General features: G+C 68.4%; 12 protein-coding genes. 7 read left to right on the top strand and 5 right to left on the bottom strand.

Annotated features, from left to right (window positions below):
* The first annotated feature begins 21 nt into the window (after positions 1–21).
* Positions 22–2313: an FUSC family protein gene (locus WJ16_RS05740; RefSeq protein WP_069256224.1), complete on the top strand. Its 2292-nt coding sequence runs from the start codon at positions 22–24 to the stop codon at positions 2311–2313.
* A gap of 299 nt (positions 2314–2612) precedes the next feature.
* The gene (locus WJ16_RS05735; RefSeq protein WP_069256223.1) at positions 2613–3980 is read left to right on the top strand and encodes an amino acid permease; all 1368 of its coding nucleotides are present in this window, start codon (positions 2613–2615) and stop codon (positions 3978–3980) included.
* 148 nt (positions 3981–4128) lie between these two features.
* Here the strand turns inward: WJ16_RS05735 and WJ16_RS34660 are convergent, their stop codons facing one another.
* Entirely contained in the window at positions 4129–4290 is a 162-nt protein-coding gene (locus WJ16_RS34660) for a hypothetical protein (RefSeq protein ID WP_009688068.1), read from the bottom strand.
* A 246-nt stretch (positions 4291–4536) separates the two neighbouring features.
* Between WJ16_RS34660 and WJ16_RS05730 the strand changes: the two genes are divergently transcribed.
* From WJ16_RS05730 to WJ16_RS05720, 3 genes are read left to right on the top strand one after another with little or no spacing between them, the layout of a single operon-like run.
* A complete protein-coding gene (locus WJ16_RS05730; RefSeq protein WP_069256222.1) occupies positions 4537–5580 on the top strand; it encodes a Fe(3+) ABC transporter substrate-binding protein in 1044 nt (347 codons plus the stop codon).
* Positions 5570–7258 (top strand): ABC transporter permease, encoded by a 1689-nt coding sequence (locus WJ16_RS05725; protein ID WP_069256221.1) that lies wholly within the window; start codon positions 5570–5572, stop codon positions 7256–7258. The genes WJ16_RS05730 and WJ16_RS05725 overlap by 11 nt, the downstream gene beginning before the upstream one ends.
* 4 nt (positions 7259–7262) lie before the next feature.
* The gene (locus WJ16_RS05720; protein WP_069256220.1) at positions 7263–8036 is read left to right on the top strand and encodes an ABC transporter ATP-binding protein; all 774 of its coding nucleotides are present in this window, start codon (positions 7263–7265) and stop codon (positions 8034–8036) included.
* 51 nt (positions 8037–8087) lie between these two features.
* Here WJ16_RS05720 and WJ16_RS05715 read toward each other — a convergent pair whose 3' ends face one another.
* The 4 genes from WJ16_RS05715 to WJ16_RS05700 form a co-directional block, all read right to left on the bottom strand.
* Positions 8088–8558, bottom strand: coding sequence for an Lrp/AsnC family transcriptional regulator (locus WJ16_RS05715; protein WP_069256219.1), 471 nt, complete (start codon positions 8556–8558; stop codon positions 8088–8090).
* A 251-nt stretch (positions 8559–8809) separates the two neighbouring features.
* Positions 8810–9451, bottom strand: a complete 642-nt coding sequence (locus WJ16_RS05710) for an NAD(P)-dependent oxidoreductase (RefSeq protein ID WP_069256218.1) — start codon at positions 9449–9451, stop codon at positions 8810–8812.
* Between the two features lie 127 nt (positions 9452–9578).
* Complete coding sequence (locus tag WJ16_RS05705) at positions 9579–10034, bottom strand: Rrf2 family transcriptional regulator (protein ID WP_069256217.1); 456 nt, start codon at positions 10032–10034, stop codon at positions 9579–9581.
* Positions 10035–10124: 90 nt separating this feature from the next.
* On the bottom strand, positions 10125–10553 hold the full coding sequence (locus WJ16_RS05700; protein ID WP_069256216.1) for a hypothetical protein: 429 nt from the start codon (positions 10551–10553) through the stop codon (positions 10125–10127).
* Positions 10554–10745: 192 nt separating this feature from the next.
* Here WJ16_RS05700 and WJ16_RS05695 point away from each other — a divergent pair, with 192 nt between their 5' ends.
* The gene (locus WJ16_RS05695; protein WP_069256215.1) at positions 10746–11081 is read left to right on the top strand and encodes a hypothetical protein; all 336 of its coding nucleotides are present in this window, start codon (positions 10746–10748) and stop codon (positions 11079–11081) included.
* Between the two features lie 266 nt (positions 11082–11347).
* Positions 11348–12541 carry an ammonium transporter gene (locus WJ16_RS05690; RefSeq protein ID WP_069256214.1) on the top strand — a complete coding sequence of 398 codons (1194 nt, stop codon included), beginning with the start codon at positions 11348–11350 and terminating at the stop codon, positions 12539–12541.
* The last annotated feature ends 57 nt before the right edge of the window (positions 12542–12598 follow it).

Below are 12598 nucleotides of genomic sequence, written 5' to 3'. Positions count from 1 at the left end.
CGTCTGCCATTCAGCCCATCGATGCGCTATTCGGTCGAAATCAGAAAGTTTTTCTACAGCCAGTATTTTTTCGGCGGCCTGCGGATCGCGGTCGGCGTCTCGCTGCCTGCCGTGCTGTGCCTGATCGTGTTTCACAACCGGGAGCTCGGCTTCACGATCTCGACGGGCGCGCTCGGCGCGTGCGTCGTCGACATGCCGGGCCCGCTCAAGTACAAGCACAACGAAATGCTCGCGTGCAGCGTGATCGGTTTTCTGGCTGCGCTCGCCACCGGCCTCGCCACGCCGAACATCTTCGTGCTGTGGCTCACCATCGTGCCGCTCACCTTCGTGCTGTCGCTGATCGTCGTCTACGGCAACCGCTGGCCGCAGATCAGCTTCGCGACGCTGTTCATGATGGTGATGACGCTCGAGGAAAAATTCACGCCGCTGCAGGCGTTCGTCAACGCCGGCTGGATTCTCGCGGGCGGCCTCTGGTACACGTACTGGGCCACGCTCGTGTCGCGCTGGCAGGCGCGCCGGATCGAGCAGCAGGCGCTCGCGGAGAGCCTGTTCGCGTGCGCCGACTACCTGCTCGCGCGCGCACAGTTCTACGATCTCGATGCCGATCTCGACGAGTGCTACCGCAATCTCGTCGCCAAGCAAATCACGGCGGTCGAAACGCAGGAAACTGCGCGCGACATCGTGCTGCGCAACCTGCCGAAGCTGCGGCGCGGCAAGCTCGACCCCGGCCGCACGGCGATGTACAACCTGTTCATCAACAGCGTCGACCTGCACGAGCTGTTCGTCGGCGCGCACACCGACTACCCGCTGGTGCGCAACACGTTCGGCGGCTCCGACCTGATCATTTTCTACCGCGACCTGATCCGCAAGGCGGCCGCCGATCTCGAGGAGATCGGGCTCGCGGTGCTCGAGAACCGCGCGCCGCACTCGCGGGTCAGCGTGAAGGCCGAGCTGCGCGCGATCGAGTACGAGATCGAGCTGATGCGCAAGAAGAACTTCGCGGCCACCAACGCGGAGGCGTATGCGGCCGTGCTGGCCACGTTCCGGCGCATCTGGAGCGCCACGCGCCTGATCGACCGGATGCGCCGCAACCTGTCGGGCCACGCCGATCCGCAGCAGACCGAACTGAAGATCGACAAGGCGCTCACGCGCTTCCTGCAGCGCCGCCGGATGTCGCCGCTGCTGATCTTCTCGAACCTGAACATGCGCTCGCCGAGCTTCCGCCATGCGCTGCGCGTGACGATCGCGGTGGCGGTCGGATTCTGGCTCGGCCGGCTGCTGCCGCTCACGAACGCATACTGGATCGTGATGACGACCATCATCATCCTGAAGCCCGGCTACTCGCTCACCAAGCAGCGCAACGCGCAGCGGATCATCGGCACGCTGATCGGCTGCGCGGCGAGCATCGCGCTGATCTACACGGTGAAGGAGCCGCACCTGCTGATCGCGATCATGTTCGCGTCGATGGTGATGAGCTACAGCCTGCTGCTGTTCAACTACGCGGCGAGCGTCGTGTTCACGTCGTCGTACGTGCTGCTGATGTTCCACCTGCTCGCACCGGGCAGCATGCGGATCATCGGCGAGCGCGCGATCGACACGGTGGTCGGCTGCATGATCGCGATCGCCGCGAGCCGTCTTTTCCCGTACTGGGAGTACCGGCTGATGGGCAAGCAGGTCGCCGACATGCTGACCGCCACCCGCAAGTATTTCGAGGCCGTGTGGCGCGCCGGGCGCGGCGTGTCGCCGCCGCCGGTGCCGGCCGCCGACGGCGCGGCCGTCGTGCCGGTCGTCGCCGCGGCCATCGAGGCGCCGGCCGCGGCCCTCGACGACGACTACCACTACCGCCTTGCGCGCAAGGACGTGCACATCGCGTTCGCGAATCTCGGGCAGGCGTTCCAGCGCATGATGATCGAGCCGAAGGCGCACCAGCGCTTCGTGCCCGAACTGAACGACCTGCTCGTGCAGACGCACGTGCTCGGCGCGCAGATCACGGCCGCCGCGCCGCTGATCCGCACGGCCTGCGCGGCCGACGGCAACCTCCTCCACGACGACGCGCTGCATCGCGGCCTCGCCGCGGTGCTCGACAATCTCGAGAAGGCCGAGGCCGGCGAGCCGCCGCCCGCCGACCAGCTCGACGCGACGAAGCAGCTCACGCGCGAGCTCGACGCGATGGTCGTGTCCGCTGAGAAATCCGATGCGGTGGGGGCCGAGCTCACGCACGACCTGAAGGTGCTCGCCCACCAGTGCAAGCAGATGCTCGCGTCGTCGCTGCTGATCCGCAAGGACGCGAGCGTGATCCGCCTGCCCGCCTGAACATCCGCGCGCCGTGTGCCGCCGCCGGCGGCCGGTCCGCGCATGCCGCGGACCGGCCCCGACGTTCCCCGATTCCGTATGTTCCGAAGCATGACGCGCCCGTTTCACCCGGCCTGCGCCGTCGCTGCGCACGCGCCCCACCCGCTGTTGCGCCCGTCGCGCCAGTCAGGGAATACCCGATTCCGGTTACCCGCCCCGACTTGTTATCATTCGTTCACATTTAAGTTGTATAGACAACTTGAGCCAATCGGACCGGCTCCGCTTGCCCGGTCCGTCGCAAAACGAATATCGGAGACACGATGAAAAACTTGCAGCGCCACCTGAGCGCGCGGCACATCCGCTTTCTCGCGCTGGGTTCGGCGATCGGCACGGGCCTGTTCTACGGTTCGGCGTCCGCGATCCAGCTCGCGGGCCCGGCCGTGATCCTCGCGTACATCCTGGGCGGCGCGGCCGTCTACATGGTGATGCGCGCACTCGGCGAGATGGCCGTGCGCGAACCCGTCGCAGGCTCGTTCGGCCATTACGCGACCGAAAACCTCGGCCCGTTCGCCGGCTTCGTCACCGGCTGGACCTACACGCTCGAAATGGTGATCGTCGCGATCGCCGACATCACCGCGTTCGGCATCTACATGGCCTTCTGGTTTCCGGATGTCCCGCAATGGATCTGGGTGCTCGGCGTCGTCGCGATCATCTGCGGGCTGAACCTGTGCCACGTGAAGGTGTTCGGCGAGCTCGAGTTCTGGCTGTCGATCATCAAGGTCGGTGCGATCGTCGCGATGATCGGCGGCGGCGTCGCGATCCTGCTGACCGGCATGCACTTCGGCCACTCGGCCGACGCGCCGACGTTCGCGAACCTGTGGAACCACGGCGGCTTCCTGCCGAACGGCGTCGGCGGGCTGATCGCGTCGCTGTCGGTCGTGATCTTCGCGTACGGCGGGATCGAGGTGATCGGGATGAGCGCCGGCGAGGCGAAGGACCCGGAACGCGTGATTCCGCGCGCGATCAACGCGGTGCCCGCGCGCATCCTGCTGTTCTACGTGCTGACGATGGTCGTGCTGATGTCGATCAGCCCGTGGACGGGCGTCGGCAGCGACGGCAGCCCGTTCGTGCAGATCTTCTCGGCGCTCGGCGTGAAATCGGCCGCGACGATCCTCAACCTGGTGGTGATCAGCGCGGCGATCTCCGCGATCAACAGCGACATCTTCGGCGCGGGCCGGATGATGTTCGGGATGGCGCGCCAGGGCCAGGCGCCGCGCGTGCTGATGACGACGTCGCGCCACGGCGTGCCGTGGGTCACGGTGCTCGTGATGGCGGGTGCGCTGCTCGTCGGCGTGCTGCTCAACTACCTGATGCCGAAGGACGTGTTCCTGATGGTCGCGGCGATCGCGACGTTCGCGACCGTGTGGGTCTGGCTGATGATCCTGCTGTCGCAAGTCGCGATGCGCCGCCGGCTGTCGGGCGCCGAAGTCGCGGCGCTGAAGTTCAAGGTGCCGTTGTGGCCGGTCGCGCCGGCACTGACGATCGCGTTCATGGGTTTCGTGATCGTGATGCTCGGCTGGTTCGAGGACACGCGCGTCGCGCTGTATGTCGGCGCGGCCTGGCTCGCGCTGCTCGCGGCCGTGTTCTACGCACGGATCCGCCCGAAATTCGCCCCTGCGTCACGTTGACGCACGGCTGATCTGCGTATGCGGCGCGCCGGTTCCGGCGCCCGCTTCGACTCCCGCCGCGCACGACCTCTGCCGCGCCGCCGGCCGGAGGATTCTCCCTCTCACCTTCCCATCGCATGCGCGGCCCACCGGGCCGCGCATCGGCACGTCAGTGCGACGCCGCGCTCGCGGCCTCGGCCGGATGGGCCTCGTCGTAAGCGCGCTTCTGCGAAATCGCGTTGTACAGGATCGTACCGATCACGAGCAGCACGGCCACGACGATCAGGATGCTCACGTTGCGGACAGGGTTCTTCTTGCGCTGATCGTTCATGGTCGGTACGTCTCCGGTCAAATTCGTCGAAGCGGGCATTCTACGCGCTTGCGCCACCGCCGCGACGCCCCGTTTCCGATCCCCGCGCCTCACTGCCCCACCGTCCGCCGCAAGCTTTCATTTGATAATCGTTCCCATTTCGATCTAGAATCCGAAGTCTTTCATTTTGTAATGTTTCGGGATGCTCGGCCGGCAGGCGCGCCCCCCGGAACGTTTCCATCGTCCACCTGCCCGTCCGGAGTCTTCATGTCGAAACCGCGCATCCGCCTGCTGCCGCTCGCCGGCGCCCTCGCCGTTGCCGCCGCCGCATTCGCGCCGCTCGCCCACGCTGCCGAGGCAGTAAACCTGTACACCACCCGCGAGCCGAAGCTGATCCAGCCGCTCATCGACGCGTTCACGCAGCAGAGCGGCGTGAAGGTCAACACGGTGTTCGTGAAGGACGGCCTGCTCGAGCGCGTGAAGGCGGAAGGTGCGCAGTCGCCGGCCGACGTGCTGATGACGGTCGACGTCGGCAACCTGCTCGATCTCGTCGACGGTGGGCTCACGCAGCCGGTGCGCTCGAAGGCGCTCGACGACGCGATTCCCGCGAACCTGCGCGGCGCGAACGGCGACTGGTACGCGCTATCGCTGCGCGACCGCGTGCTGTACGTCGAGAAGGACCTGAAGGTCGATGCGTTCCGCTACGAGGATCTCGCCGACCCGAAATGGAAGGGCAAGGTCTGCATCCGCTCGGGCCAACATCCGTACAACACGGCGCTCGTCGCGGCGATGATCGCGCACGACGGGGAAGCGGCGACCGAGAAGTGGCTGCGCGGCGTGAAGGCGAACCTCGCGCGCAAGGCGACGGGCGGCGACCGCGACGTCGCGCGCGACATCCTCGGCGGGATCTGCGACGTCGGCCTCGCGAACGCTTACTACGTCGGCCACATGAAGCATGCGGAAGCCGGCAGCGACGCGCGCAAGTGGGGCGACGCGATCAAGGTCGTCCGGCCGACGTTCGCGAACGCGAAGAGCGGCGGCACGCACGTGAACATCAGCGGCGCGACGGTCGCGAAGCACGCGCCGCACAAGGCCAACGCGGTGAAGCTGCTCGAATACCTCGTGTCGCCGGAAGCGCAGGCGCTGTATGCGCAGGCGAACTACGAATACCCGGTGCGCGCGAACGTGAAGCTCGATCCGGTGATCGCGAGCTTCGGTACGCTCAAGATCGACCCGCTGCCGCTGGCTGACATCGCGAAGCATCGCAAGCAGGCGAGCCAGCTCGTCGACAAGGTCGGTTTTGACAACTGACGCAACCGCCGCCGGCGCGCGCCACCGGCGAGGCCGGCCGCGCCTGCTGCCGCGCGCGGGCAGCCTGTGGCTGCTCGCGGCGCTGGCGATCGCCGCGGCGGTCGCGGCGCCGCTCGCGGTGCTCGTGGCCGCCGCGTTCGACGCCGATCTCGCGCACTGGCGCCATCTCGCCGAATTCGTACTGCCGCAGGCGCTCGTCAATACGCTGGGGCTGCTCGCGGGCGTCGGCGCGATCGTGTCGATCGTCGGCACGGGCTGCGCGTGGCTCGTCACCGCCTACGACTTTCCCGGCCGCCGGATACTGACGTGGGCGCTGCTGCTGCCGCTCGCGGTGCCCACCTACATCGTCGCGTTCGCGTATCTCGACCTGCTGCACCCGATCGGCCCCGTGCAGGGCGCGATCCGCTGGCTGCTCGGCTTCGACAGCCCGCGCCAGTTCCGCCTGCCCGACCTGCGCTCGCTGCCCGGCGCGATCTTCGTGCTCGGCTTCGTGCTGTATCCGTACGTGTACCTGAGCACGCGCGCGATGTTCGTCACGCAGTCCGCGAGCCTGCTCGAAGCCGCGCGCACGCTCGGCGCGGGACGCATCGCGACGTTCTGGCGCGTCGTCGTGCCGCTCGCGCGGCCCGCGATCGCGGTCGGCGTGAGCCTCGCGCTACTCGAAACGCTGAACGACATCGGCGCGTCGGAATTCCTCGGCGTGCAGACGCTGACCGTGTCCGTCTACACGACGTGGATCACGCGCTCCGATCTCGCCGGCGCCGCGCAGATCGCGCTCGCGATGCTCGCGATCGTCGTCGGCATGATCGTGCTCGAACGCTACGGGCGCCGCCGCCAGCGCTACGCGCACGGCCGCCGCATGCGGCCGATCGCGCCGCGCCGCCTGACGGGCGCGGCCGCGTTCGGCGCCGCCGTGCTCGGCTGGCTGCCCGTGCTGCTCGGCTTCGGCGCGCCGGCCGCGTATCTCGCGCTCGAAACGGCCAAGCGGCTGCACCTCGTCGGCGGCGTGTCCGCGCAACTGATGACCGGGCTCGCGAACACGCTGACGATCGCCACCGCCGCCACCGTCGCGACGCTCGCGTGCGGACTCGTCGTCGCATGGGCCGCGCGCGCGCAACGCGACAGCGCCCGTGCGGGCCCGGCCCGCGTCTGCGCGCGGATCGCGAGCCTCGGCTATGCGGTGCCGGGCACCGTGCTCGCGATCGGCCTGCTGCTGCCGTTCGCCGCGGCCGACCGGCTGTTCGGCGCCGCGCTCGGCCGAGACGGACTGATGCTGATGGGCTCGGCAGCCGCACTCGTGATCGCGTACACCGTGCGCTTTCTCGCGATCCCGGCCGGCAGCATCGAGGCCGGCCTCGCACGCATCCCGCCGTCGCTCGAACAGGCGGCGCGCTCGCTCGGCGAGACGGCCGGCGGCACGCTGCGCCGCGTGCACCTGCCGCTGTTGCGGCCCGCGCTCACGACGAGCGCGCTGCTGGTGTTCGTCGACACGATGAAGGAATTGCCGGCAACGCTGCTGCTGCGTCCGCTGAACTTCGACACGCTCGCGACCTGGCTGTATGCGGAAGCCGCACGCGGTACCTATGAAGAAGGCGCGGTCGCCGCGCTCGCGATCGTGCTGGCCGGGCTCGTGCCCGTGATCCTGCTCGCCCGCACCCGCCACAAGATCGGAGCCTGACACCGTGAACCTGCTCGAACTCGACGACCTCTGCCTCGCCTACGACACGCCGCACGGCCGCCGCACCGTGGTCGACGGGCTGAGCCTCGCGCTGCCGCGCGGCGACATCGGCTGCCTGCTCGGCGCGTCGGGCTGCGGCAAGACCACCGTGCTGCGCGCGATTGCCGGCTTCGAACCGGTGCGCATGGGGCGCATCGTGCTGGACGGCGCGCCCGTCGCGGCGCCGTCGTTCGACGTGCCGCCGGAGCGGCGCCGCATCGGCATGATGTTCCAGGATTACGCGCTGTTCCCGCACCTGAGCGCGGCCGACAACGTCGCGTTCGGCCTGCGGCGCATGCCGAAGGCCGAACGGCGCATGCGTGTCGCGGAAATGCTCGAACTCGTCGGCCTCGCCGATTCCGGTGGCGCGTATCCGCACGAACTGTCCGGCGGCCAGCAGCAGCGCGTCGCACTCGCGCGTGCGCTCGCGCCGTCGCCGGAACTGCTGCTGCTCGACGAGCCGTTCTCGAATCTCGACGTCGATACGCGCGAGCGGCTCGCGTTCGAGCTGCGCGACATCCTGAAGCGCACGGGCCACACTGCGATCCTCGTCACGCACAACCAGGCCGAAGCGTTCGCGATCGCCGACCGGATCGGCGTGATGAAGGACGGTCAGCTCGCGCAATGGGATACGCCGTACGCGCTGCATCACCATCCGGCCAGCCCGTTCGTCGCGGATTTCGTGCGCCGCGACGCGCTGGCCGACGAACGCGCGCGCGCCCTGGCGCGCGGCCGCTGAATCCGCGGCGCCATCCGCGCGCGTGTCGGGCCGTGTCGGCTCGTTGCCGCGCTACGCCGGCTCGGCAAGATCGCGCACCGGTAGCGCGGTCGAATACTTGATCTGCTCCATCGCGAACGACGAGCTGACGTCGAACAGCGGCACCGCGCGAATCAGCTGCTTGTAGACGCGATCGTAGTCGTCGATGCCGGCCACGACGACGCGCAGCAGGTAATCGGTCTCGCCGCTCATCCGGTACACCTCGACCACTTCAGGCATGTCGCGCACGACCTGCGTGAAACGCTGCGCCCACTCCTCGGTGTGCTGGTTCGTGCGGATCGCGACGAACACGGTCGTGCCGACGCCGAGCTTGCGCGGATCGCACAGCGCGACCTGCGCGCGAATCGCGCCGGTTTCCTTGAGCCGCTGCACACGCTTCCAGCACGGCGTTTGCGACAGATTCACGCGCTGCGCCAGTTCCGCGATCGGCAGCGTGGCGTCCGCCTGCAGCAGCTCCAGCAGCTTGCGATCGATGGCGTCCATTTCTCCAGTCCCTCGTAGATAGAAATTTATTCTATTCAAACTGCCCAACGGGGAACAATATGAAAACCGCTTCGCCGCGTCGACCGGTATAAATACCGATCCGGTGCGCGCCGCACGCGCGAATCCGCCGGCACGTGGCCGCGCCCGCTCCCAAACGAAACAGGCGATCCCGCCCGCCAGGGTGGAATCGCCTGAAATTCCCGCACGTCGCGGCCGGCCCCGCGCATGCGCGCCGCCGGCCGGCGCGCCGCTCAATACGCGACCGTCGCGATCTCGCGCACGAAGCTGTCTTGCTCGAGCGCATCGACGAACGCGATCGCGTAGTCTTCCGCCGAGATCTTGCTGTTGCCCTGCGCGTCCACGATCAGCTTGCCGACGCCCGTGCGGAACGTGCCCGTGCGCTCGCCCGGCGCGATCAGCGCGGCCGGCGCGAAGAACGTCCAGTCGAGATCGCCTGCCGTCTTCAGGTAGTCGAGCGCGTCGCGGTGCGCGAGCGCGACCGCCTTGTACGCTTCCGGGAAACCTTCGCTGTCGACGAGCTGCTTGCCGGGCGCGACTTCGAGCGAGCCGGCGCCGCCCACCACCACGAGCCGCTTGAGCCCCGCCTGACGCGTGCCGGCGACGAGCGCCTTCGCGGCCGCGACGACCTTCGCCGCATCGTCCTGCTTCGGACCGTACGCGCTCGCGACGACGTCGTGGCCCGGCAGCGCGGCCGCGATGCTCGCCGCGTCGAACAGGTCGGCCGCCTTCGCGGTGATGCCGTCACCGGCCGCGGCGGGGTTGCGCGACAGCGCGGTCACGCGATGGCCGCGTCGTGCGGCTTCCGCGGCGATGCGCGAGCCGATCGTGCCGGTGGCGCCGAACAGTGCGATGTTCAAAGTACGTTGCGTCATATCGATTCTCCAGTAAGAAAATATGTAACACAGTTAATTACATATAAGGCCGAAAAAAAACGGGGCAAAGCCCCCGTTGCGCCGGTCGCCGCGCGTCGCGCCGTCCGGCTTCCTGCCCTGCCTACCCTCACCCGCTCGCGCGCGCCGCCTGTTGCGTGCGCTGCTCCAGATCCAGCACGTCGGCCGTGACGTCGGCCAGCGTGCGCGTGGCGAGCGACGCTTCCATCGCACGCTGCGCGTCGCCGATGTAGTCGGTCAGCGCGCCCTGGATGTGCCGCCCGACGAGACAGGCCGGATTCGGCGCCTCGCGGTGCAGCGCGAACAGTTGCGCATCGTCGACCGCGCGATACACGTCGAGCAGCGTGATCGCGGCGGGCTCGCGCGCCAGCAGCGCACCGCCGCCCGCGCCCAGTTGCGACGTGGTCAGGCCCGCGGCCGCCAGCATCGACAACAACCGGCGGATCAGCGCCGGATTCGTGTTCACGCTGCCCGCGATGATGTCGGACGACAGCGGCACGCCTTCCTGCATCGACAGCAAGGCGAGCACGTGAACGGCAAACGCGAACCGGCTGCTGGTATTCATTCGTCACTCGCTTGACGACGCCGGCTCGTCCCGCAGCCGGCGACATGTGTAACCATCATAATTACATTTTGCGGATCATGCAAGCCCGCGTCACTCCCCGCTCGCAGGCTTGGCGCCCGACGCATTCTGCTGGCTCCACTGCTGGAGCTTCTTGCCGGCTTCGGCAATCTTCGCGCCGGCTTCGGACGCCGCATGCGCGACGACCGCGGAAGCGGCCGCGTCGAACTGCGCCTGCGCGGCGGACGCGAGGCCGCTCGCGGACAAAGGCGGCACGGCCGATGCCGCGGACGCGATGCCGGCCTTCGCGGCGTTGATCTGCTGGTTGACGGTGCTCGCCACCTGGTCGAGCGCCTTGGCCGCGTTGTTCGCGGCATCGGCGGCCGCGCTCGCGGCCGTATCGGGTTGCGTGGCCGGCGCACCGGACTTCTCGCAGCCCGCGAGCAACAGCAGCGCACCGGCGGCTACGGCCGCCAGCACGGACCCGGGCACGCGACGCGCCCGCGATGTCTTCATGTTCATCAGCAATCTCCGGCCGCGCGTCGCGCGGCCTCGTGGTTGGACCGACGTCGATGATACCGCCTGTGGAATAGGGCCAATCAAACGCCATCATTGAAAACAGCTTTCGATTTCAGACTCGTCTGATTTAATCGCACGCGCGACGACACTAAAGTGGGCACGCTTCAATCCGCTTCGGACATGCCCCTTTTTCTCATGGATTTCCTCGTCGACTGGCTGATCGTGCTGGCCGCGCTGCTCGCCGCCACCCTGTTTCTGTGCCTGCGCCCGCCGTCCGCGCGCCACCTGACCGAATCGGGGCGCCCGCGCCGCGTCGCGTCCGCGCGCCTGCTCACGCAGGCCGTGATCGGCTTCTGGACGGCCGCGCTGATCGTCGCGCAAGGCATCCTCGGCCCCGACGGCCACGGCCAGTCGCTGACGGGTTTCGCGGCGCTCGCCTGCGCCGCGCTCGGGCTGACGGCCGTCGCCGCGTACTGGTCGGCGTGCGCGCTGCGGCTGCGCCGGCCGCCGTCGCTGTTCCCGCGTCACTGAAGCACCGCTGAAACGCCGCCCACGCGCCGCAACGGTGCGCGACGACGCACCAATCGGCAGATCGAACGCACCAGTTCCGCACGCACCGCACCACGCGCGTGCATCCGGCCTCGCTCCCGGCCGCTGCCGGCCGCGCCCCCTTCGCGTGCACGATTCACCGGAATGCCGCATCGCGCGGCGCGGGAGCACCAACTCCACGCAACCGTTCACCAAGTTGGCTCGATACTTGCGTTCCTCGCCCGTTTTTTGCGCAAGGAAGCCACGGCATGGATGGTCTGAAATCCGGCGTCGACACACTGTTCCTGTTGATCGGCGCCGTCATGGTGCTCGCGATGCACGCGGGCTTCGCATTTCTCGAACTCGGCACGGTCCGCAAGAAGAACCAGGTCAACGCGCTCGTGAAGATCCTGGTCGACTTCTCGGTGTCGACGCTCGCGTACTTCTTCATCGGCTACACGATCGCGTACGGCGTCGAGTTCTTCGACGACATCGGCACGCTGTCGCAGCACAGCGGCTACGCCCTCGTGCGCTTCTTCTTCCTGCTGACCTTCGCGGCGGCGATCCCCGCGATCGTGTCCGGCGGCATCGCCGAGCGCGCGAAGTTCAACCCGCAGCTCGTCGCGACGCTGATCATCGTCGGCTTCATCTATCCGTTCTTCGAAGGCATCGCGTGGAACGAGCGCTTCGGCGTGCAGGCGTGGCTCACGCACGCGTTCGGTGCGCCGTTCCACGATTTCGCGGGCTCCGTCGTCGTGCACGCGTTCGGCGGCTGGGTCGCGCTGCCGGCCGTGCTGCTGCTCGGCGCGCGCCACGGCCGCTATGCGAAGGACGGGCGGATCGCCGCGCACCCGCCGTCGAACATCCCGTTCCTCGCGCTCGGCGCGTGGGTGCTCGCGGTCGGCTGGTTCGGCTTCAACGTGATGAGCGCGCAGACGCTCGACAAGATCAGCGGCCTCGTCGCCGTGAACTCGCTGATGGCGATGGTCGGCGGCACGCTCGCCGCGTGGATGGCCGGCCGCAACGACCCGGGCTTTACTTACAACGGGCCGCTCGCGGGCCTCGTCGCGGTGTGCGCGGGCTCCGACGTGATGCACCCGATCGGCGCGCTCGTCACGGGCGCCGCGGCCGGTGCGCTGTTCGTCGCGATGTTCACGTGCGTGCAGAACAAGTGGCGGATCGACGACGTGCTCGGCGTGTGGCCGCTGCACGGCATGTGCGGCGCGCTCGGCGGCCTCGCGGCCGGCGTCTTCGGCCTGCCCGCGCTCGGCGGCCTCGGCGGCGTGTCGTTCCTGTCGCAGCTCGTCGGCACGCTCGGCGGCATCGCGATCGCGACCGCCGGCGGCACGCTCGTCTACGGCGCGCTGAAAGCGACCGTCGGGCTGCGGCTGGACCGCGAAGCCGAATTCGACGGCGCGGACCTGTCGATCCACCGCATCTCGGCGACGCCCGAACGCGATTGAGCGTCCGACGCACGCCCGACGCGGCATTACGTTTTCAATTCAAAAAACTTTCATGTA

It is taken from the genome of Burkholderia metallica (assembly GCF_001718555.1).
Classification (GTDB): domain Bacteria; phylum Pseudomonadota; class Gammaproteobacteria; order Burkholderiales; family Burkholderiaceae; genus Burkholderia; species Burkholderia metallica.
Note: the sequence above shows the minus strand (reverse complement) of the source record. Positions and strands in the feature narration are given on the sequence as shown.